At 71.9% G+C, this 21,772-nt stretch carries 19 protein-coding genes; 11 read left to right on the top strand and 8 right to left on the bottom strand.

Annotated elements, in window-relative coordinates; translation table 11 throughout:
• Positions 1 to 132 precede the first annotated feature (132 nt).
• The 4 genes from ACFYQ6_RS13225 to ACFYQ6_RS13240 all read left to right on the top strand — a co-directional run bounded on the left by ACFYQ6_RS13225 (position 133) and on the right by ACFYQ6_RS13240 (position 3,865).
• On the top strand, positions 133 to 1,041 hold the full coding sequence (locus ACFYQ6_RS13225) for an ABC transporter ATP-binding protein (RefSeq protein ID WP_388762909.1): 909 nt from the start codon (positions 133 to 135) through the stop codon (positions 1,039 to 1,041).
• Positions 1,038 to 1,811: an ABC transporter permease gene (locus ACFYQ6_RS13230; RefSeq protein ID WP_361573875.1), complete on the top strand. Its 774-nt coding sequence runs from the start codon at positions 1,038 to 1,040 to the stop codon at positions 1,809 to 1,811. Before ACFYQ6_RS13225 ends, ACFYQ6_RS13230 begins: the two co-directional genes overlap by 4 nt.
• 71 nt (positions 1,812 to 1,882) lie before the next feature.
• Positions 1,883 to 3,187, top strand: a complete 1,305-nt coding sequence (locus ACFYQ6_RS13235; protein WP_388762911.1) for a histidine kinase — start codon at positions 1,883 to 1,885, stop codon at positions 3,185 to 3,187.
• Between the two features lie 21 nt (positions 3,188 to 3,208).
• Complete coding sequence (locus tag ACFYQ6_RS13240) at positions 3,209 to 3,865, top strand: response regulator transcription factor (RefSeq protein WP_361573879.1); 657 nt, start codon at positions 3,209 to 3,211, stop codon at positions 3,863 to 3,865.
• 10 nt (positions 3,866 to 3,875) lie between these two features.
• On the opposite strand, the gene glgX is transcribed toward ACFYQ6_RS13240, so the two are convergent.
• Positions 3,876 to 6,110, bottom strand: a complete 2,235-nt coding sequence (gene glgX, locus ACFYQ6_RS13245) for a glycogen debranching protein GlgX (RefSeq protein ID WP_388762913.1) — start codon at positions 6,108 to 6,110, stop codon at positions 3,876 to 3,878.
• Positions 6,111 to 6,265: 155 nt separating this feature from the next.
• On the opposite strand from glgX, the gene ACFYQ6_RS13250 reads away from it, so the two are divergent.
• The 6 genes from ACFYQ6_RS13250 to ACFYQ6_RS13275 all read left to right on the top strand — a co-directional run bounded on the left by ACFYQ6_RS13250 (position 6,266) and on the right by ACFYQ6_RS13275 (position 12,098).
• A complete protein-coding gene (locus tag ACFYQ6_RS13250) occupies positions 6,266 to 7,486 on the top strand; it encodes an Ig-like domain-containing protein (protein ID WP_388762915.1) in 1,221 nt (406 codons plus the stop codon).
• Positions 7,487 to 7,691: 205 nt separating this feature from the next.
• The gene (locus ACFYQ6_RS13255; protein WP_361573883.1) at positions 7,692 to 8,945 is read left to right on the top strand and encodes an Ig-like domain-containing protein; all 1,254 of its coding nucleotides are present in this window, start codon (positions 7,692 to 7,694) and stop codon (positions 8,943 to 8,945) included.
• An 87-nt stretch (positions 8,946 to 9,032) separates the two neighbouring features.
• Entirely contained in the window at positions 9,033 to 9,800 is a 768-nt protein-coding gene (locus tag ACFYQ6_RS13260; protein ID WP_388762917.1) for an enoyl-CoA hydratase/isomerase family protein, read from the top strand.
• Positions 9,801 to 10,051: 251 nt separating this feature from the next.
• On the top strand, positions 10,052 to 10,567 hold the full coding sequence (locus ACFYQ6_RS13265; protein ID WP_356738485.1) for an ATP-binding protein: 516 nt from the start codon (positions 10,052 to 10,054) through the stop codon (positions 10,565 to 10,567).
• Positions 10,568 to 10,942: 375 nt separating this feature from the next.
• The gene (locus ACFYQ6_RS13270) at positions 10,943 to 11,755 is read left to right on the top strand and encodes a polysaccharide deacetylase family protein (RefSeq protein ID WP_361573888.1); all 813 of its coding nucleotides are present in this window, start codon (positions 10,943 to 10,945) and stop codon (positions 11,753 to 11,755) included.
• Between the two features lie 127 nt (positions 11,756 to 11,882).
• Entirely contained in the window at positions 11,883 to 12,098 is a 216-nt protein-coding gene (locus ACFYQ6_RS13275; protein WP_203182564.1) for an EF-hand domain-containing protein, read from the top strand.
• A gap of 43 nt (positions 12,099 to 12,141) precedes the next feature.
• On the opposite strand, the gene ACFYQ6_RS13280 is transcribed toward ACFYQ6_RS13275, so the two are convergent.
• The 6 genes from ACFYQ6_RS13280 to ACFYQ6_RS13305 all read right to left on the bottom strand — a co-directional run bounded on the left by ACFYQ6_RS13280 (position 12,142) and on the right by ACFYQ6_RS13305 (position 18,866).
• The gene (locus tag ACFYQ6_RS13280; protein ID WP_388762920.1) at positions 12,142 to 14,421 is read right to left on the bottom strand and encodes an N-acetylmuramoyl-L-alanine amidase; all 2,280 of its coding nucleotides are present in this window, start codon (positions 14,419 to 14,421) and stop codon (positions 12,142 to 12,144) included.
• A gap of 239 nt (positions 14,422 to 14,660) precedes the next feature.
• Positions 14,661 to 15,668 carry a terpene cyclase gene (locus ACFYQ6_RS13285; RefSeq protein WP_361573892.1) on the bottom strand — a complete coding sequence of 336 codons (1,008 nt, stop codon included), beginning with the start codon at positions 15,666 to 15,668 and terminating at the stop codon, positions 14,661 to 14,663.
• A gap of 234 nt (positions 15,669 to 15,902) precedes the next feature.
• Entirely contained in the window at positions 15,903 to 16,328 is a 426-nt protein-coding gene (locus tag ACFYQ6_RS13290) for a GntR family transcriptional regulator (protein ID WP_361573894.1), read from the bottom strand.
• Positions 16,329 to 16,353: 25 nt separating this feature from the next.
• Positions 16,354 to 17,322, bottom strand: a complete 969-nt coding sequence (locus ACFYQ6_RS13295) for an ABC transporter permease subunit (protein WP_361573896.1) — start codon at positions 17,320 to 17,322, stop codon at positions 16,354 to 16,356.
• The gene (locus ACFYQ6_RS13300) at positions 17,319 to 18,218 is read right to left on the bottom strand and encodes an ABC transporter ATP-binding protein (RefSeq protein ID WP_361574131.1); all 900 of its coding nucleotides are present in this window, start codon (positions 18,216 to 18,218) and stop codon (positions 17,319 to 17,321) included. Before ACFYQ6_RS13300 ends, ACFYQ6_RS13295 begins: the two co-directional genes overlap by 4 nt.
• A 174-nt stretch (positions 18,219 to 18,392) precedes the next feature.
• Positions 18,393 to 18,866 carry a carboxymuconolactone decarboxylase family protein gene (locus ACFYQ6_RS13305; protein WP_361573898.1) on the bottom strand — a complete coding sequence of 158 codons (474 nt, stop codon included), beginning with the start codon at positions 18,864 to 18,866 and terminating at the stop codon, positions 18,393 to 18,395.
• A 505-nt stretch (positions 18,867 to 19,371) separates the two neighbouring features.
• Between ACFYQ6_RS13305 and ACFYQ6_RS13310 the strand changes: the two genes are divergently transcribed.
• Entirely contained in the window at positions 19,372 to 20,214 is an 843-nt protein-coding gene (locus tag ACFYQ6_RS13310; RefSeq protein WP_361573900.1) for a hypothetical protein, read from the top strand.
• A 112-nt stretch (positions 20,215 to 20,326) separates the two neighbouring features.
• Here the strand turns inward: ACFYQ6_RS13310 and ACFYQ6_RS13315 are convergent, their stop codons facing one another.
• Entirely contained in the window at positions 20,327 to 21,712 is a 1,386-nt protein-coding gene (locus ACFYQ6_RS13315; RefSeq protein WP_361573903.1) for an L-serine ammonia-lyase, read from the bottom strand.
• Positions 21,713 to 21,772 lie beyond the last annotated feature (60 nt).

Raw genomic sequence — 21,772 nt, forward strand, 5'->3', positions numbered from 1 at the left:
CCACTGACATCGCTCACGTGATTTTCCGGTCGTGCCTGCCGGGTCGTACGGCGCGGTCAACCGATCGGCTGATGCCGGTCCGAGCGTGACGGCGGATACCGGCCCCGGACGCCCGGCGGAATCCTTACGGGCATGGCAATCATCGAAGTGAACGGGGTCCGCAAGGCCTACGGGGGCCGTCCCGTGGTCGACGGGGTGAGCTTCACCGTCGACGAGGGGGAGATCTTCGGGATCCTCGGCCCCAACGGAGCCGGGAAGACCACCACCGTCGAATGCGTCGAGGGCCTGCGGGTGCCCGACGCCGGCACCGTCAGGGTCGCCGGGCTCGACCCGGCCACCGACCGGCAGGAGATCACCCAGCTGCTGGGTGCCCAGCTCCAGGAGAGCGAGCTCCAGCCCAAACTGACCGTGCGGGAGGCGCTGGAGCTCTACAGCGCGTTCTACCCCCGGCCCGCCGAATGGCGCGCGCTCGCCGCACGGCTCGGGCTGGAAGGACACCTCGACCGCCCCTTCGCCAAGCTGTCCGGCGGACAGAAGCAGCGCCTCTTCATCGCGCTCGCGCTCATCGGGAACCCGCGCGTGGTCGTGCTGGACGAGCTCACCACCGGCCTCGACCCCCGGGCCCGCCGCGACACCTGGCGGCTCATCGAGGAGATCCGGGACAGCGGGGTGACCGTCCTCCTGGTCACCCACTTCATGGAGGAGGCCCAGCGGCTCTGCGACCGGATCGCGGTGATCGACAAGGGCCGGGTCGTCGCGCTGGACACCCCCGGCGGGCTCATCGGCAGCTCAGCGGGATCCACCGCCATCTCCTTCACCCCGTCGGCACCGCTGGCGCCCGCCGACCTCGCGGGCCTGCCCGGAGCGGTCTCCGTCGAGGTCGCCGAACCCGACGGCAGGGTCGTCATCCACGGTACCGACGACACCGCCAACGCCGTCGTCACGCTCCTGGCCCGCCACCACGTCACGGCCCGTCAGCTGCGCGTCGTCGACGCCGGCCTGGACGACGTCTTCCTCGACCTCACGGAACAGGCCTCATGACCACGACCATGCCCACCACCGCGTCCCACCCGGCCCCTGCCGCCGCCGTCCTCAGGACGGAGACCCGGCTCTTCCTCCGCGAACCCGGCAGCCTGTTCTGGATCCTCGTCTTCCCGTCCGTCCTCCTGGTCATCCTCGGCTTCGTACCCGCCTTCAAGGAAGCGGACGACGGCCTCGCCGGACGCCGGGTCATCGACCTCTACGTCCCCGTCTCGATCCTGCTCGCCATGATCATGGCCGGGCTCCAGGCGATGCCGCCGGTCCTCACCTCCTACCGCGAACGCGGCATCCTGCGCCGCATGTCCACCACCCCGGTGCGGCCCGCCGCCCTCCTCACCGCGCAGATCACCCTGCACGGAGCCGCCGCCCTCGGCTCGGCGCTCCTGGTCCTGACGGTGGGGCGCCTCCTTTACGACGTCCCCCTCCCCGGGCACCTGACCGGCTACGTCCTGGCGCTGCTGCTCGCGGTCGCCGTCGTGCTGGCCATGGGCGCCACCATCTGCGCCCTGTCCCGTACGACGAAGGCGGCCACGGCGGCCGGCTCGGTCGCCTATCTCGTGATGATGTTCACCGCCGGGGTCTGGGTGCCCGTCCAGGCGATGCCCGACACCCTGCGCCGCATCGTCGAGTTCACGCCCTTCGGCGCAGCCGCGCAGGCACTGGACCAGGCCGCCTCCGGCCACTGGCCGAGCTGGGCCTGCCTGGGCGTCGTCGCGGCGTGGACCGCGCTGCTGGGATACGCGGCGAGCCGTCTCTTCCGGTGGCAGTGACACGGAGCCGGTCCGCGCCCGCAGGGGGTGGGGGAGTGACGGGCGCGGGCGGCCGGGGGGAGACTGCGCGCATGACGCAGCCGCCGCGCCCTCCGTATCCGCGTGTCACGGTGGCGCCCCACCCGATGGCGCCCCGCCCGATCGAGGACCGCTGGGAGCAGTTCTACCGGTACGGGCCCTACGCCGTCCTCACCCTGGCCACCCTCGTCTCCGCCGTCGCCGCAGGCCTCCTCATGACCCGCGCGGAGATGTACACGGCCGGGGTGCTGGTGGCGGTGGCCTACGGGCTCCAGGCATGGTGGGGCCGGGCCCGCCCGCGTACCGCGCCTGCCGCGTCCGCCGCGGTGGCGTACTACGCGCTGCGGACCGCCCTCGCCTTCGCCCTGACCTGGCTCAACCCGTTCTTCGCGATCTACGCGGCCCTCGGCTACTTCGACGTCGAGCCGCTGCTGCCCAAGCCCGCCGTCCGGATCGGGCTGCTCGCCACCGCGGCCACCCTGGCCGGTTCGCAGAGCGGAGGGCTGCCGCCCGCCTCCCTGATGAACTGGTTCGCCTTCGGCGCCCTCTACGTCCTCAACTCCTCCCTCGCCCTCTTCTTCTGGAACGTCGGGATGCGCGAGGAGGAGAAGGCCCGCGTCCAGGCCGAGACCATCGCCGAGCTCGAACGCACCAACATCCGGCTGGAGGAGGCCATGGCGGAGAACGCGGCCCTGCACGCCCAGCTCCTCGTGCAGGCCCGCGAGGCCGGGGTCGACGACGAGCGGCGGCGGCTCGCGGCCGAGATCCACGACACCCTCGCCCAAGGGCTGACCGGCATCATCGCGCAGCTCCAGGCCGTCGCCTCCACCCGCGACACCGACCCCGGGACGGCCGGCGTCCACCTGGAGCGGGCCGCCGCGCTGGCCCGCCACAGCCTCGGCGAGGCCCGCCGCTCCGTCCACAACCTGGTGCCCGCCGCGCTGGAGCACGACGACCTCCCGCGCGCGCTCGGCAAGACGGTCGACGGGTATGCCGAACGCAGCGGTGTACGGGCGGAGTTCACCGTCACCGGCACCGTCGAGCCGCTCCACGACGAGGTCGGCGCGACCCTTCTCCGTATCGCGGAGGAGGCCCTCGCCAACGCCACCCGGCACTCCGGTGCGGCACGGGCGGGCGTCACCCTCTCCTACATGGGGGACGAGATCACCCTGGACATCCGCGACGACGGCTGCGGCTTCGACCCGGCCGCCCTGCCCGCCCGCACCGGCACGGGCGGCTTCGGCCTCGGCGGGATGCGGGCCCGCGCCGAACGGATCGCGGGCACGGTGGAGATCGAGTCGGAACCCGGCCAGGGCACGGCCGTCTCCGCGCGGGTACCGCTGGTCCGGCGCGTCTGACGCGCACTAACCTGGGGCGATATGACTGAGGTTACGGGCACCGCGCGCGTCATCACCCTCCTGGTCGTCGACGACCACCCCGTCGTACGCGACGGCCTGCGCGGCATGTTCGCCGCCGCGCCGGGCTTCGAGGTGCTCGGCGAGGCGGCGGACGGCGTGGCCGCCGTGGAGCTCGCCGGCCGTCTGGACCCCGACGTCGTGCTCATGGACCTGCGGATGCCGGGCGGCGGGGGTGTGGCGGCCATCGCCGAACTGACCCGGCGCGGCGCCCGTTCCCGGGTGCTCGTCCTCACCACGTACGACACCGACTCCGACACCCTGCCCGCCATCGAGGCGGGTGCGACCGGCTACCTGCTCAAGGACGCGCCCCGGGACGAGCTCTTCACCGCCGTACGTGCCGCCGCCGACGGCCGCACCGTGCTGTCGCCCGCCGTGGCCTCCCGCCTCGTCTCACGGGTGCGCACCCCCACGGCGCCGGGCAACGAGTCGCTCTCCGCGCGCGAGCGCGAGGTGCTGGGACTCGTCGCCCGGGGGACCTCCAACCGGGAGATCGCCGCCGAACTGTTCATCAGCGAGGCGACCGTGAAGACCCACCTCACGCACGTCTTCGCCAAGCTGGGGGCGAAGGACCGCGCGGCCGCCGTCGCCGTCGCCTACGAGCGCGGCATCCTCGGCTGAGCGCGCCCGCTCACCCCGTCACCCGCAGCAGCAGCACCGTCCTCCCCGGCACCGTGAGCGCCGTACCGCCCTGGTGGACCGTCCCCGGGGCGGTGGACTGCTCCTCGCGTGAGGTGTCCAGCACCATTTCGTAGGACTGGGCCCAGGGAGGCCCGGGCAGCGTGAAGTCGCAGGGCCGGTGGTCCGCGTGCAGCACCGCCAGGAAGCTGTCGTCGGTGATCTGCCCGCCCCGGGCGTCGCGGCCGGGGATGTCGCGCCCGGACAGATAGAGGCCGAGGGTCGCCGCCGGCGCGTACCAGTCGCCCTCGGTCATCTCCGCCCCCCGGTCCGTGAACCAGGCCAGGTCCCGCAGCCCGTCCGGGGCCTGGGGCGTCCCGGCGAAGAACGCCCTCCGGCGCAGCACCGGGTGGCGGTGGCGCAGGGCCAGCACCCGGGCGGTCAGCTCGGTCAGCTCGCGCCACCGGGGGTCCTCCAGGAGCGACCAGTCCACCCAGCTGACCTCGTTGTCCTGGCAGTAGGCGTTGTTGTTCCCGCCCTGGGTGCGGCCCATCTCGTCGCCGGCCACCAGCATCGGCACCCCGGTCGACAGGAGGAGCGTGGTCAGGAGGTTGCGCAGCTGCCTGCGGCGCAGGGCGTTGACGTCCGCGTCGTCGGTCTCGCCCTCCGCGCCGCAGTTCCAGGCGCGGTTGTCGTTCGTGCCGTCGCGGTTGCCCTCGCCGTTGGCCTCGTTGTGCTTGTGTTCGTAACTGACCAGGTCGCGCAGGGTGAAACCGTCGTGCGCGGTGACGAAGTTGACGGAGGCGTACGGCCGCCTGCCGCCCCACGCGTACAGGTCGCTCGACCCGGTGAGCCGGTAGCCGATGTCGCGTACGTCGGGCAGGGCGCCGCGCCAGAAGTCGCGCACGGCGTCCCGGTAGCGGTCGTTCCACTCGGTCCACAGGGGCGGGAAGGCCCCCACCTGGTAACCGCCGTTGCCGACGTCCCACGGCTCGGCGATCAGCTTGACCCGGCGCAGCACCGGGTCCTGCGCGATGACCGCGAGGAAGGGGGAGAGCATGTCGACGTCGTGCATCGAGCGGGCGAGTGCCGCCGCCAGGTCGAAGCGGAAGCCGTCGACCCCCATCTCCGTCACCCAGTAGCGCAGCGAGTCCGTGATCAGCCTCAGCACCTGCGGCTGCACCACGTGCAGGGTGTTGCCGCAGCCCGTGTAGTCCGCGTAACGGCGGGCGTCCTGCTGGAGGCGGTAGTAGCCGCGGTTGTCGATGCCCCGCAGGGACAGCATCGGGCCGAGCTCGCCGGCCTCCGCCGTGTGGTTGTAGACCACGTCGAGGATCACCTCGATCCCGGCGTCGTGCAGGGCGCGCACCATCTGCTTGAACTCGCCGACCTGCGCCCCCGCCGTGCCGTTGGCGGCATAGCCGGCGTGCGGGGCGAAGTAGCCGATGGAGTTGTAGCCCCAGTAGTTGTGCAGCCCGCGCCGCAGGAGGTGGTCCTCGTGGGCGAACTGGTGGACCGGGAGCAGCTCGACCGCCGTCACCCCGAGGCGCCGCAGATGGCCGACGGCGGCCGGGTGGGCCAGTCCGGCGTAGGTGCCGCGCAGTTCCGGGGGGATGTCCGGGTGGAGCTTGGTGAAGCCGCGTACGTGCAGCTCGTAGATGACGGAGTCCGCCCACGGGGTCTTGGGCCTGCGGTCCTCCGCCCAGTCGTCGTCGTCGTGCACCACGACGGCCTTGGGCACGAACGGAGCCGAGTCCCGGTCGTCGCGCACCGTGTCCGCGACATGCTGGTCCGGCCAGTCCCGCATGTGCCCGTAGACCTCCGGCGGCAGGCTGAAGGAACCGTCCACCGCTCGGGCGTACGGGTCGAGGAGCAGCTTCGCCGCGTTCCAGCGGGCACCGGTCCACGGGTCCCAGCGGCCGTGCACCCGGTAGCCGTACCGCTGCCCTGGGCCGACCCCGGGGACGAAGCCGTGCCAGATCTCATGGGTGAGTTCGGTCAGCCGGAGCCGGATCTCACCGCCGTGCTCGTCGAAGAGACAGAGCTCGACGGCCTCGGCCCCGCCCGCCCAGAGGGCGAAGTTGGTGCCGGCCACGCCGTCCGGGCCCACCCTGAAGCGGGCGCCCAGCGGCATGGGAGCACCCGGCCATACGGGTGGTTCACCGGCGCTGCCCACCGGGGCCGGTCCGGGCGCCCCCGTCCGCCCCGCGATGCGTGGCGTTTCCTCCTGCTCGGCTGTACTCGACACCTCTGGGCCTCCTGCGGCTCGTAGGACCGGTACCCGGAGAGAGGGCGTACGGCGTCCCGGCCGCGGCCTTCCTGGTGGGGTCCTCCCCCTTTGTTCTGCCCACGGCGGGGCCCGCACTCACGTGCCCCCCGGGCCGTCCCGTCGTTGGGGGGAGCGTGAACCACGAAGCGAAGAGAGCACGGGCGGGTTCGGCCGCCGTGCTGACATGGGCAGGACTGTTCACCGTGCTGGCCGTACTCACGGGCTGCACCGAGGCGAGGTCGTTCTTCGGGGACGACCGCGCACCCGGGGACGCGATCCGGATCGTCCCCGAGGACGGGGCGCGCGACGTCGGCGCCGACAGCCGGCTCGGGGTCACCGTCCCCGACGGACGGCTCGAACGGGTGAAGGTCACACGGATCGAGGACGCGGAACACCAGGAGGTACCGGGCCGGATCGCCGAGGACGGCCGTTCATGGGCGCCCCGCGACAAGGGGTACCGGCTCGGGCTGGCCGGCAAGTACAGCGTCGAGGCCGTCGCCGTCGACGAGGACGGCCACCGCTCGGCGCGCAGCACCACCTTCACCACCCTGGTCCCCGAGGACCGGTTCATCGGCTACTTCAAGCCGGAGAACCGCTCCACCGTGGGCACCGGAATGATCGTCTCCTTCGACTTCAGCCGGCCGGTCACCCGTCGTGCCGCCGTGGAGAAGGCCATCAGGATCACCACGAAGCCCCGGGTCGAGGTCGTCGGCCACTGGTTCGGCAAGGACCGGCTGGACTTCCGCCCCGCCGGCTACTGGGAGCCGGGCACCGAGGTGACCGTCGACGTGGGACTGCGCGACGTCGAGGGCGCGCCGGGGATCTACGGCAGCCAGCGGAAGAAGGTGACCTTCCGTATCGGCCGTTCCCAGACCTCACTGGTGGACGCCGCGGCACACACCATGGAGGTACGGCGCGACGGCGAACTCGTCAGCACCGTACCGATCTCGGCGGGCGCCGAGAAGCGGACCACGTACAACGGGAAGATGGTGGTCTCCGAACTGCACGACGTGACCCGGATGAACGGCGACACCGTCGGCTTCGGCGGGGAGTACGACATCAAGGACGTGCCCCACGCCGTCCGGCTGACGAAGTCGGGCACCTTCCTGCACGGCAACTACTGGGAGTCCCCGGACGTCTTCGGCTCCGAGAACACCAGCCACGGCTGCATCGGGCTGCGTGACGTGAAGGGCGGCAGCTCCGACACCCCGGCTGGATGGTTCTTCGAGCGGACGCTCATCGGCGACGTCGTCGAGGTGGTCAACTCCGCGGACAAGACCGTCGCTCCGGACAACGGCCTCGGCGGCTGGAACCTCGGCTGGCCCGAGTGGAAGGCGGGCTCCGCCCTGCGGTGACCCCCGGTCCGACCTGCACAGGTCCCGGAGACACCGTCTCCGGGACCACCCGGGGGCGGGGTGGGACGACTTGGGACCGAACAGTGACATTCCGGAGGAGTTCTCCTTACGCGCGGTGTGATTATCTAGCGCCGGGCGTGCATGTACAGCGCGCGGGGGTGCGGGCCATGGCGGGGCCAGGGCCGTGCGAGGGGAGACGACCACATTGAACGGGCAGCCGATATCGGGGGAGTGGACCGGCAGGAGCGGAGGACGGCGCGGGCGTAAGGCCCCCGTCCTTCTCGCTCCGGTCCTGGGGGTGCTGCTGTTGCTGGTGACCGCCTGCGGCGGGAACGCGAACGCCGGCGACGACGACAAGGGCAAGGCGGGCGGCGCGAAGGTCGACGACACCAGCGCCTCGCAGGCGGTGGTGACCATCGCGCCCAAGGACGGCGCCGACGACGTGGCGACGAGCGGGGCGCTGAAGATCACGGCCGCCCAGGGCAAGCTGAGCACGGTGAAGGTGGCCGACCCCAAGGGCAAGGAGGTCGGGGGCAAGATAGCCGGGAACGGCCGCAGCTGGGTGCCTGACCGTCACCTCGCCGCCGCGACGAAGTACACCGTCCACGCGGTGGCCAAGGACTCCAAGGGCCGTGAGTCCGCGAAGGACACCAGCTTCACCACGCTGGTCCCGCAGAACACCTTCATCGGCCAGTACACGCCGGAGGACGGTTCGACCGTCGGCGTCGGCATGCCGGTGTCGATCCACTTCACCCGCGGCATCACCGACCCCGCGGCCGTGGAGAAGGCGATCAGCGTGACGGCGGAGCCGGCCGTGCAGATCGAGCCGCACTGGTTCGGCAACGACCGCCTCGACTTCCGTCCCGAGGAGTACTGGGCGGCCGGCACCAAGGTGACCCTGCGCCTCGACCTCGACGGCGTCGAGGGGCGGCCGGGGGTCTACGGCAAGCAGGCCAAGACCGTGAAGTTCACCATCGGGCGCAGCCAGGTCTCCACCGTCGACGCGAGCTCCCACCGGATGAAGGTGGTCCGGGACGGCAAGCAGATCAAGGACATCCCGATCTCCGCGGGTGCTCCGGCCACGACCACGTACAACGGGCAGATGGTCATCAGCGAGAAGCTCAAGGTGACCCGGATGAACGGTGACACCGTCGGCTTCGGCGGCGAGTACGACATCAAGGACGTGCCGCACGCGATGCGCCTGTCGACCTCGGGCACCTTCATCCACGGCAACTACTGGGGCGCGTCGGGCATCTTCGGCACGACCAACACCAGTCACGGCTGCGTGGGCCTGCGGGACGTGCGCGGCGCGTGGGACAGCAAGACGCCCGCCGCGTGGCTCTTCGACAACTCCCTGATCGGCGACGTCGTCATCGTCAAGAACTCCAAGGACAAGGTGATCCAGCCGGACAACGGACTCAACGGCTGGAACATGGACTGGTCGGAGTGGATCAAGTAGATCCCCCCGCCCGTACGCGGGAGCGGGCCCGGTGCTGTGACCAACGGCACCGGGCCCGCTGCCGTTAGCGACGGTTAACCTGCCCCCATGACCGTAACCCTCGAAGTAAGCGACAACGTCGGCACGATCCGCCTGGACCGCCCGCCGATGAACGCCCTGGACGTCGCGGTCCAGGACCGGCTGCGCGAGCTCGCCGAGGAGGCGGGCCGGCGCGACGACGTGCGGGCGGTGATCCTCTACGGCGGCGAGAAGGTGTTCGCGGCGGGCGCGGACATCAAGGAGATGCAGGTGATGGACCACGCGGCGATGGTCGCGCGCTCCAAGGCGCTCCAGGACTCCTTCACCGCCGTGGCGCGCATCCCGAAGCCCGTGGTCGCCGCCGTCACCGGCTACGCCCTGGGCGGTGGCTGCGAGCTGGCGCTCTGCGCCGACTTCAGGATCGCCGCCGACAACGCGAAGTTCGGCCAGCCGGAGATCCTGCTCGGCCTGATCCCCGGCGCCGGCGGCACCCAGCGCCTGGCCCGGCTCGTCGGTCCGTCGAAGGCCAAGGACCTCATCTTCACGGGCCGTCAGGTGAGGGCCGACGAGGCCCTGGCGATCGGCTTGGTGGACCGCGTGGTGCCCGCCGCGGAGGTGTACGAGCAGGCGCACGCGTGGGCGGCCCGGCTGGCCCGTGGGCCCGCGATCGCGCTGCGCGCCGCCAAGGAGTCCGTGGACGCGGGCCTGGAGACGGACATCGACACGGGACTGACGATCGAGCGCAACTGGTTCGCCGGTCTGTTCGCCACGGAGGACCGGGAGCGGGGGATGCGCAGCTTCGTGGAGGAGGGCCCGGGCAAGGCCAAATTCCTCTGACCGAAAGTGAGTTGCGTACAGGGGCGCGTGCGTTCATCCGTGTGGGCGGATCAGTCGCACCTTAAGAGAACCTTAAGGTGCGGCGCCCCTTCCGCCCGTGCAATTGCTCACCCCACCTGTGTCTGCGCAGGTGGGGTGGGGTGCGACACCCCCCTTTCTGCCCCTGGCATATGCCGGAGAACCAACCCGGAATGACTGGTTCCGGGTGAGGGATTCCGTCGGAACGGTCACGGAGAGCGTTGTGTGCGGCCATGATGGGGGGCATGGCGGGCCTGGAGGGTGTGGAGCAGCCGCGACCGCGCAGCAGCGCGACGGCGGCACGCTGGATGACTGCCGGCGAAGACGAACAGGCGTTCAAGGCGCTGGAGTTGTTCGGTAATCCGACGGAGGACGAAGTCCGCCTGCCGTCCCGTCCGGAGTCCGCCGCCACCGCCCGCCGGATCACCTCGTGCGTGATGCTGCGTCAGTGGCAGTTACCCGCCCAGACCGCCGAGCACGGCGTCCTGCTCGTCTCGGAGCTCGTGGGCAACGCGGTGCGGCACACCGGTGCGCGGGTCTTCGGTCTGCGGATGCTGCGGCGTCGCGGCTGGGTCCGCATCGAGGTGCGGGATCCCTCGCGCGGGCTGCCGTGTCTGATGCCGGTCCGGGAGATGGATGTCAGCGGGCGAGGGCTCTTCCTCGTGGACAAGCTCTCCGACCGCTGGGGCGTCGATCTCTTACCCCGCGGCAAGACCACCTGGTTCGAGATGCGCACCTCGGACCGCTGACACGCAGAAGCCCCCGGTCGGCCGGGGTGGGGCGCGTCGGGGGCTTCTGAGGGGGCCGTGGAATGGGGGGTGTGTCCACGGCCGCATGTGGGACCTGGCTCGGGTCGGAGGAGGTCGTGTCACCGACTATGGCAGACGGGCGACCGAGGAGCCAAAGCGGCGAAACGGGCGATACTGCAACATTGCATCCCTTTTTGCTTCGCAATCGCAGGTGTGATGGGTCACGCGCCTGGCATTCTTCACACATTCTTCCGCTTCACCGCGTGATTCATTGATCACTGCTTGAGGGTGTCTCCCCGCCCTTCCGTTCATCTCGTCCTACTGTGTGTGCGATCTCGGGGACAAGCGCCCGAACCGACCCGCGAGGTGGACGGCATGGACGGTCGCGGGACGGTGATGCCCCGCCGGGACGCCCTGCGGGCGGCGGCCGGAGCGCTCGTGGCGGGCGCGTCAGCCCCGGCGTGCGCGCCCGGCGGATCCTCACCGGCCTCGGCGGGCACGGCGGAGAAGGCCCGGGGGGAACGCGGGGTTCGCGACGCCGTGCGCCCCACCGCCACCGCGGCCCCCGCACCGCGCCGCTTCCCCGGACAGCCGGTCCAGATCGAGCGCGGCCCCGCCGGCCGTCCCCGGGTCGCCCTCACCTTCCACGGCCAGGGCGACCCGGCCCTGGCCGGTGCCGTCCTCGCCGAGGCCGAACAGGCGGGCGCCCGGCTCACCGTCCTCGCCGTCGGCAGCTGGCTCGACCGGTACCCCCACATGGCGCGCCGGATCCTCGACGGCGGCCACGACCTCGGCAACCACACGCAGAGCCACCTCGACATCAACGCGCTGGACGAGGGGCGGGCGTACGCGGAGATCACCGGCTGCGCCCGGCGCCTGCGGCGGCTCACCGGGTCGATCGGCACCTGGTTCAGGCCCTCACGCGCCCGGTACGCCACCCCGCTCGTCCAGGAACTGGCGCGCCGCGCCGGATATCCGCACGTCCTGTCCTACGGCGTGGACTCCCTGGACCTCACCTCGCCGGGGACGGCGGCGGTCACCCGCAAGGTCGCGGGCGAACTCCGCAACGGCGCCGTGGTGAGCCTGCACTTCGGCCACCGGGACACCCTCGCCGCCCTGCCCCTGCTCCTGGCCGAGATCGGCCGGCGCCGGATGCGCGCGGTGACCATGACGGAGCTGCTGACCTGACGCCCGCGTCCCCGCGCACCGGCGCCCTCGCGGGCCCGGTCCGGCGAGGGGCGGAGCGATGCCGGGGCCGTCCGGGCCGCCGGATAATCTGACCTCCGTCAACAACGCTTAACGAAGGGGCGGAACAGTGGCGGACATCGAGTCGGCACGCAAGGCATTCGAGCGCTTCGACCAGAACGGCGACGGCAGCATAACGGCGGCCGAGTACAAGAGCGCCATGGCTCAGCTCGGTGACCCCTACGTCACCGAGACCGTGGCGCAGGCCGTCATCAACGCCCACGACGGCAACGGTGACGGCGAGCTCACCTTCGACGAGTTCTGGGCCTCGCAGAACAAGGCCTGACCCGCCCCGGACCGGCAGGTGCCGGTCCGGCGCGGAGGCCCGGCTACTTGAGGTAGACCAGGCCGTCGGTGGTGAGGGTGGGCCTGCCGCTCGTACCCACCACCACGATCTTGACGGTGTGCTTGGCGGAGGCCGACCAGGACTTCGTCCAGATCGCCTGGCGGTACTGGGTGGTGGAGGACTTCAGGTCCACCGTCGCCGCCTTGACGCCGTCCACGTAGACGTACGCCTGTCCGGACGTCGACGCCCTGGACACCACCCATGCGACCGAGCGGCCGGTGAACGTCCAGGTCAGGGCGGCGTTCTTGGTGCCGCTCGAATAGGACCTGCCGCCGAGATAGCTGGACGACGACTTGGTGGTCCAGCTGCCGCTCCTCGTCGCCGAGGACTCCTGCAGGATGACGGGGGTGCCGGCGACGGAGGCGGCCAGGCTGTTGCCCGCCCGGTCGAACGCGGTCATCCTCCAGGTCGTCGCCACGGCGGACTTCGCCGTGTGCGACGCGCTCGTGGTCGTCGGGCCGTAGGTCCTGGCGACCGGAGCGGTCAGGCGCACGTCCCGCAACTGCACCGCGTCGGACGCCTTCCACTTCAGGGTGAGCGGGACGGCCGTCGTGCTGACCGTGCCGGTGCGCAGCGAGAGGTTCGGCTTCGTGGAGAAGACCGGCGCGGTCCGGTCGGCGACGACGGTCGCCGCCGCGGAGACGGAGGTCTTCCCCGACTGGTGGGTCGCCCGCACCTGCACCTTGTGGCTGCCCACGGCCAGGGTGGCCTTGGCGGAGGTGCCGCTGCCCGTGGTGGTGGCGACGGGCTTCCCGTCCACCAGCAGCTCGTACTTCGTGACGAGGACGGCAGGCGTGGTCGCGGACCAGCCGACGGTGATGTCCGCCTTCGTGTAGTACGACGTGCCCGAAAGCACCCCTCCGGTCACCGACTTGACCGCGAGACCCGTGACGGGCCCGGCCGCGTAACCGCGGATCGTGGGCAGTTGGGCGTACAGCTTGGTGCCGGGGCACTCGGTGTTGTAGCCGTCGCGGTGTCCCGAGACCGTGGCGAAGGGGTACGCCGTGCCCGCGGTGAACGTCTTGCCCGCGTAGTTGTTGCCGTTCGCGCCCGCCGTCAGCGTGGCCGTGCCCGAAGGGCTGACGCCGTACTGGCCGAGTTTCCACGCCGCGACCCTGGCGACCGCCGTCGTCGCGGCGGTCGCGGCCGCGGAGTCCGTGTACAGCCCGATGACGGCGATGCCCGCCGTCTCGCGGTTGAAGCCGTAGGTGTGCGCGCCGAGCACCGCGCGGTCGACACCGCCCTTGCGGCCCTCGAAGACCGTGCCGCACTTGTCGACGACGAAGTTGTAGCCGAGGTCCTTCCAGCCGTTCGACTGGACGTGGTAGGCGTGCAGCCCGCGGACGATCGCGGCCGAGTCGGCGCAGGAGTACGTGTTGGTCTGCGCGGTGTGGTGCACGAACACGGCCTTGACCGTGTCCATGTAGTCGGGGGACTCGTCGTTGAGCGACTCGTCGGCGTTCCAGTCGGCCCGCGAGACGATCGGGGGCTTCGGCGCCGTGGACGGCAGGGGAGGCGGCAGCGTCGCCGTGGGCTCGGCGGTGGCGGACGGCGACTCGGTGGGGGCCGTGGGGGAGGGTTCCGCCGTCGTGGACGGGTCCACGGAGGCGCTGGGGCTGGGGGCCTCGGTCGCCGGTTCGGTGGTCTCACCGCCGGCCGGTCCGCTCGGCTCGGTGGACGGGTCGGTGGGCTCCGACGTGGCGTCCGTGGGGTCGGCCGACGGCTCTTCGGTGGCGTCCACGGCGTACGCGACGGGAGCGGAGCCCACCTGGCCCGGGTCGACGGTGTCGAGCCGCAGGCCGGCCGGCAGCCCGGCGGAGGCGCCGTCCCCGGCGGACACGCGCACCTCGACGCCGTCGGAGAGCCCGACCCAGCGGGGCTCGGTGGTGCCCCGGGTGCCGGGGCGACCGGCTTCGGTACGCCCGTCCACCTCGGTGTCGATGGGCAGCCAGGCCGACCAGTCACCGCTCGGCAGCGAGCGCGTACGGGCCTCGACCGTGCCGGTGATCTTCGCCGAGGGATCGGTCCAGGTGACGCCGAGCATGCTGAACGGCTCGGTGCCGGACCGGCGCAGCGAGGCGCTCGTCCCGTCCTTCGACACCTTCAGCGCGGACCGGTGCACTTCGGTCCGCGCCGGGCCGGACGAGGCGCCGACGTCGTCGGGTGCCTCGGAGAGGCCCGTGACCCCCTCGAACACCAGGACACCTGCCACGGCCGTCGTCGCGACGGCGGCCGTGGCCCATATTCTTCGCTTCACTCGCATGTCGGGTCCCCGAGGATGAATGACTGCCGAGCCGGCAGTGGGCGGGATGTGACCGGCTACCGGCCGGTGCACGGCCCGATCTTCGCGCATTCTTCACAGGCGGTGCCAGTTCCACGGACTCGGACCGGTCACGATCACGGGCGCACGGAGCCCCGTCGGCCGACTGCCTCCCGGCGGGCCCGGTTCGGGTGGTGAAGCGGGCCCGGATCAGGCGGTGCGGCGGACCCGGCGGGCTCTGGTCAGGCGGTGAAGCAGCGGGACAGCGTGCCTTGCCGGTCGACCTCGACCAGATCGGGGCGCGTGTAGCGCTCCGCGCGCGCGTGGTAGTCGAAGTCGCCCCGCACCAGGCCCCGGTAGTCCCGTACGCAGCGCTCCAGCGCCGCCCGCGCGGGCCCCTCGATCCCGGCCGCCTCGATCTGCCCTGCCAGCTCCTTCTCGGCGCGCTGGAGGCGTTCGGCGATGCGGGACAGCTGGACGCCGGCCTCGTTGACCGCCTCCTGGAGGGTGCAGCCCCGATCGCGCTGGACGAGGACGACGGCGTTGTGGCCGTTCCCGGCGACGGCCTCCTTCTCCACGGAGCAGATGTCGTTGCACAGGCCCGCGTGGGCGACGACCGCCTCACGCAGAGCGGTGTACGCGGGCAGGCCGCGCGCGGGCCCGGGAAGGTCCACCCCGGCGACGACCTCGTGCAGGTCCAGGACCATGCGCATCGTCCCCGAGTCCCGCCGGTGCCTCGCGAAGTCGGCCCGGCTCGGCATCTGTCCCGCGGCCCGCTCGGCGGCCTCCGCGTAACGCGTCCAGAGCCAGCGGACGGTGTGGCGTCCGAACCGCCGCTCCCACTCCGGCGAACTGCCGGTGCAGGTGCTCTCCCGGAGGTCCTCCAACGCGTGTTCCGCGGGGCTGCGCGGGGCGGCGCCGTCGAACACCTCCACCAGCCGGCCGATGGTCTCCCCGCACAGTCGCGGATCGTGACCGGCGGCTCCGTCGTCGAACTCGTCGTCCACCAGGAGCGTCCAGAACAGCCAGCGGCAGACGAGCGCGAGATGGTCCCGCGAGGCGTCGGGGAAGAGCAGCGAGGCCCGCAGCTCGGGGCGGGCACGCAGCATCCTCGTACGGGCGACGGGTGACAGGGCGAGGCCCTGCTCCGCGGCCCACCGGTGGACGGCCTCCCCGGCCTCCGCCGCACCCGGATTGCACCCGGCCCCCCGGAACGGCATGTACAGCACCGGCAGAACGATCCGGCTCATCGCCGCCCCTCGTCGAAGTCACCACGCGTCACCACCAGTGAACGCGCTGGGAGTTGAGGAGGGAAGCCGCGCCCGGCCTTTCGTCCGGATCGTGCCGGGCCTGGCCGCCCGGTCAGCGGGCCGCCGCGGAGGGCCGGCGGCTCACCGGGAAGGCGGCGGAAGGGGTACGCCGGTGCGCCCGGCCCTTGGCGGACCGGGCGCACCGGGTGCGGGGGCCGACGGGGCCGGGCACGCTCAGTCCTCCGCCGCCGGGGGATAGACGGCCTCGAAGGACGTCCGGAAAAGAGCCTGGACCTCCTCGCCGCCGAGCCCCTCCGCACGCGCCTGGTGCAGCCATTCGTCGAGCGCGTCGCGCAGCGGCCACCGAGGACCGGAACCCGGCTCCAGGAGGGTGCGCGTGATGAAGGTCCCCGCCCCCTGACGGACCTCCGCCAGCCCGGCACGCTCCAGCTCGCGGTAGGCCTTGAGCGTCGTGTTCGGGTTGACCTTGGTGGTGGCGGCGACCTGCGCGGCCGTGGGGAGACGGTCCCCCTCCTCCAGCGCGCCCATCCGCAGGGCCTGTTCGACCTGCCGGACGATCTGGAGATACGTCGCCACGCCGCTGCGTCTGTCGATGCGGAACACGACCACGGACATCACCCTCCGCTCGAATGCCGACATTTTACGTAGAGCACGGTGGCCGGTACTACAGCGGACGCCGGGACGCCCACCACAGGGTGAACGCCGTCAGGGCGACGGTGCCGGCGAGCAGGACGCCCGCCCCGGTCCACTGCATGGCGGCCATCTGGCTGGGATCGAGGTACTGGAAGACGTTGTCGACGATGCCCTTCTCCTCGACGCACGCCCGCGATGCCTGCTCGGTCGCCTCGGCGCACGACCCCCATCCGTACAGCTGCCCGTCGGCGCTCGCGACCCATCGGTCCACCTCGTACGCGTCATGCAGCCGTGCGGGGACGTCCGCGTCCAGCGGGTACGTGATCGTCCGGGGGGTGGCCAGGCGGTCCCGGACCATGCCCCACACGGTCTGTGCCGCCACGCAGAAGACGAGGGTGACGACCATGGAGGCCAGGACCCGGCGCAGCAGGACGCCGATCGTGACACCGGCGGCGGTGAGGAACAGGGCGAGCGCGGGGAGCACGGGGCCCGTGTTGTCGAAGACCGAGGGGTCCATCCAGATGTCCGGCAGGACCGAGCGGTGGGGCCGCCACCACCAGGTGAAGACGGCGGAGAGCACCGAGCAGGCCACCAGGGTGATCAGGAAGCACCAGCCGAGCTTCGCCACGAGCCAGCGGCGGCGGGTGACGGACTGCGTGGTGACGAGCTGCGCGGTGCCCTGTTCGTGGTCCGCGGAGATCAGCGGGGCGCCGAGGAAGACGGCGAGGACGCCGGGCAGCAGTCCCAGCAGCGCGGTGAGGTTGCGGTAGCCCGCGCCCACGACGGGCTGCGGCACCGTCTTCTCCGGCCAGCCCTGGGCGTCGAGCAGCTCGGTCAACTGGCCGCGCTGGTAGACGATCCAGAGCGAGCAGAGCACCGTCAGCGCGAGGAGACAGCCCAGCGCGGCCCGGTGCTGGCGCAGGACCAGCCAGGTCAGCCCGCGCAGGAGCCCGGGGCGGGCGGACCGTGCGGTCGGTTTTCCGGTCAGGGTGGTGCTCATGTGGTCCTGGCCCCTTCGGTCTCGGGCTGTGCGCCCGGCGTGAACAGCGCGGGTGCGTCCGGTGAGCGCAGATGCGCGAGCAGCACTTCCTCCAGGCTGGGTTCGGAGACCTGCCAGTCCCCGGAGAGCGGGCCGTCGCGCCGCACCATGGCCTGGAACTGCCGCCCCTGGACACGCTTCTCGATCACCGTGTGCCGGGTCAGGGCGGCGGGCAGTCCGCCGTCCCTGGTCACCCCGGTCACCAGGGCGTGGGCGGGGACCAGGGCGTCGGCGTCCCCGGCCATCCGGATCCGGCCGCCGGCGAGGACGAGCAGGTAGTCGCACATGTCCTCCAGCTCGGACAGCAGGTGCGAGGACATCACCACCGTGGTGCCGCGCTCCACGGCCTCCGCCATCAGCAGGGTGCTCATCTCGTTCCGGGCCAGCGGGTCGAGGTCCGACATCGGCTCGTCGAGCAGCAGCAGGTCGGGCCGCTTGCCGAAGGCGAGCGCGAAGGCGACCCGGGTGCGCTGGCCGCCGGAGAGCGTCCCGACCGCGGCGTGCATCGGCACGTCCCCCGAGCGCACGATCCGCTCCGCCGCCCCGGCGTCCCAGCCGGGGTTGAGCTCGCCGCCCATGCGCAGTGTCTCCGCCACGGTGAACCGCTTGAACAACGGCTTGTCCTGCCCGAGGTAGGCGAACCTCGGCATCACCGCCGGATCGTCCACCGGCACGCCGAAGACCCGCAGTTCGCCCTCCGAAGGTGCCAACTGCCGGGACGCCGTGCCGAGCAGCGTGCTCTTGCCCGCCCCGTTGGGCCCGACGAGCCCGCAGATCCTCCCGGCCGGCAGCCGGAAGGAGCAGTCGCGCAGCGCCCAGCCGCGTCGGTAGCGCTTGCCCAGCCCTCGGGCCTCCATGGCCCAGGGGCCCGGGCCCTCGCCCGCAATGTTCGTCTCAGCCACGCGCCTCGCCTCAATTCCATTAGTCAATTAATGGAATCATGGTTCTTGCGGGACATGGCTGTCAAGCGCGGCTCCCCGGGGCGTGCGGTCCACGGACCGCACGCCCCGGGGAGCCGGGTTGCCGCGTCCTCAGCCGAACTGGCCGGGCTGGTAGTCGCCCGCGGGCTGCTGGACGATGACGTTCATGCGGTTGTAGGCGTTGATCAGCGCGATGAGGCCGGTCAGCGCGGCGAGCTGGTCCTCGTCGTAGTGCTCGGCGGCCTCGGCCCAGACCTCGTCCGTGACGCCTCCGGCGGCGTCGGCGATCCGGGTGCCCTGCTCGGTCAGCGCCAGAGCGGCGCGTTCGGCGTCGGTGAACACCGTGGCCTCGCGCCAGGCCGCGACCAGGTGGAGGCGCGTCGGGGTCTCACCGGCCTTCGCGGCGTCCTTGGTGTGCATGTCCGTGCAGAAGCCGCAGCCGTTGATCTGGCTCGCGCGGATCTTCACCAGCTCCTGCGTGGCGGCCGGCAGCCCCGAGTCCGAGAGCACCTTGCCGGCCGAGTTGATGTGCCTCAGGAACTGGCCGGAGAGAGGGCTCTCGAAGAGGTTCAGGCGAGCGTTCATGATGCACTCCCGTGCTGTCGTCGTTGCTTACACCGCTTCGACGGAACGGGGGCCCGCGGATGTGACACGGCGCGGATGTGACGTACGTCGCCTCCGAGGGCCCGGCCGGCAGAGGGCCGACGGGCAGAGGGCCGACGGGCAGAGGGCCGGCCTGCAGAGGTCTGGTCCCCGACCGGGGCGTGGCGAGGGGGGCGGTGCGGTGAGACGGTCCGAACGGCGTCCGGACGGGGCCGGGCGGGACCCGGCGGAGGCCCTGGGAGCGGCCGACGGGAAGCCGACGCCTCGGCGCCGGGTGCCCGCCCGTCCGCTGATCGGACGAACGCGTGCTCCACCGCCGGGCCGCCTCCGATCAGCTCTGGCAGAGTCGGCGGGGTCAAGGGGCCGTGGGCGACGGCGCCCACGCCTCAGAGATCTGGGGAGATGCCATGAGTGAAGCGGGAGACGGCCCCCGCCCGCAGGTGGACGGGGCTGAGGAGAGGGGCGGCACCGCTGCCCTCCCGCCCGCATGAGCCGGCCCGAACAGCACGCCGAGGGCGCCGGGCCGTTCACGACACGTCTCACCTGGCAGCCACCCGGTGGCGGCAGCGCGCGCTGGGAGTCCCGGCTCGCCCGGCGGCGCGGGCTCATCACCGTTCAGCCACCCGGGGCGGCCACCGCCCGTCATGCCCGCGCCGACCACACCGCCGTCGCCCGGCTGCGCAGGCTCAACGCGATCGCCGCCACCGCCTTCGTCCTCGGCGGCGCGCTCTTCGCCGCCGGAGCCGCCGTCGCCCAGTTCGGCTCCGGCGACGCCACCACCTGCGCGTCGGTCTACTTCGCCGGCGGCCTGTGCTTCAACACCGGGGGCTACGTCTCCCTGCTCCAGGTGATCAACGCGCCTCGCCACGTACCAGGGGGCGAAGGCGTCCTGGTCACCCCGCGCTGGCGGTGGTGGAGCTACGAGCCCTCGCGGGCCGACTGGCTGAGCACCTTCACCCTCTTCGCCGGCACCCTGGTCTTCGCCGTCGACCTGCTCGACTCCTTCCTGCACGGTCTGACCGTGCAACAGATCGACCGCCTGGTCTGGGCGCCCGACATGATCGGCTGCCTGCTCTTCCTGATCTCCGGGCACCTCGCCGTCGTCGAGATCTGCCACGGCCGGCCGCGCCTGCTGCCGCACGACCTGGGGTGGTGGATCGTCGCCGTGAACCAGCTCGGCTCCGTCCTCTTCATGGTCTCGGCACTCGCCGCGTACACCCGCCCGGCCACCGGCAGCCTGATCAACGCCGACGTCGCCGACTGGGGCACCCTCACCGGTGCCCTCTGCTTCTCCGCCGGCGGTCTTCTCCAGTTCTTCGAACGGCCGTGACCTCCAGGCCCACCGGGCCTCAGCCCGCGAACCCCTGCGGTCCCCGGTGCCCACCGTCCGGAAGGCCCTGACAGCGCTGAAAGATACGAACGCACTGGTCAGGCCTAAAACCTCAGCACTCGATGATGTTCACCGCGAGCCCGCCGCGCGCGGTCTCCTTGTACTTCACGGACATGTCCGCGCCCGTCTCCTTCATGGTCTTGATGACCTTGTCCAGGGAGACCTTGTGGCTGCCGTCGCCCCGCAGCGCCATCTTCGCCGCCGTGACCGCCTTGACCGCGGCCATGCCGTTGCGTTCGATGCAGGGGATCTGGACCAGGCCGCCGACCGGGTCACAGGTGAGGCCCAGGTTGTGTTCCATGCCGATCTCCGCGGCGTTCTCCACCTGCTCCGGCGAGCCGCCGAGGACCTCGGCCAGGGCGCCGGCGGCCATGGAACAGGCGGAGCCGACCTCGCCCTGGCAGCCGACCTCGGCTCCGGAGATGGAGGCGTTCTCCTTGAAGAGCATGCCGATGGCACCCGCCGCCAGCAGGAAGCGGACCACGCCGTCGTCCTTCTCGGCCTCGGTGCAGCCGCCCGCGGCGAAGTTCATCCAGTAGTGCAGGACCGCCGGGATGATGCCCGCCGCGCCGTTCGTCGGGGCCGTCACGACACGGCCCCCGGCGGCGTTCTCCTCGTTGACCGCCATCGCGTAGAGGGTGATCCACTCCATCGCGTGCGTCTGGGGGGCGCCCTCGGCGCGCAGCTGCCTTGCCGAGTTCGCGGCCCGGCGGCGGACCTTCAGGCCGCCGGGCAGGATGCCCTCGCGGGACATGCCGCGCGCGATGCAGGCCTCCATGACGCGCCAGATCTCCAGGAGCCCGGCGCGGATCTCGTCCTCGGTCCGCCAGGCCTTCTCGTTCTCCAGCATGAGGGAGGAGATGGACAGGCCGGTCTCCCGGGCGAGCCTCAGCAGCTCGTCGCCGGTGCGGAAGGGGTGCTTGAGGACCGTGTCGTCCGGGACGATCGGGTTCTCGCCGTCCACGGCGTCCTCGTCGACGACGAAGCCGCCGCCCACCGAGTAGTACGTCTTCTCCAGCAGCGCGGCGCCGTCGCGGTCGTACGCGCCCACGGTCATCCCGTTGGCGTGGTACGGCAGTGCCTTGCGCCGGTGCAGGACCAGCTGCTCGTCGGCGTCGAACGCTATGTCGTGCACGCCCAGCAGATTGATGCGGCCCGAGGCGCGGATCTCCTCGACGCGGGCGTCGGCGCCCTCGACGTCGACCGTGCGGGGCGATTCGCCCTCCAGGCCGAGCAGGACGGCCTTGGGCGTGCCATGTCCGTGGCCGGTCGCACCGAGCGAGCCGTACAGCTCGGCGCGGACCGACGCGGTGTGGACCAGCAGGCCCTCGTTCTTGAGGCGGCGGGCGAACATGCGGGCCGCACGCATCGGGCCGACCGTGTGGGAACTGGACGGGCCGATACCGACCGAGAAGAGGTCGAAGACCGAGAGGGCCACGGGGGTACTCCTAAGGCGTTGGTGGACGTCGTTGTCCGCCCGGGTGGTGCGGGACGGGCC

This window comes from Streptomyces sp. NPDC005494 (assembly GCF_042872025.1).
In the GTDB taxonomy this organism is placed as follows: Bacteria; Actinomycetota; Actinomycetes; order Streptomycetales; family Streptomycetaceae; genus Streptomyces.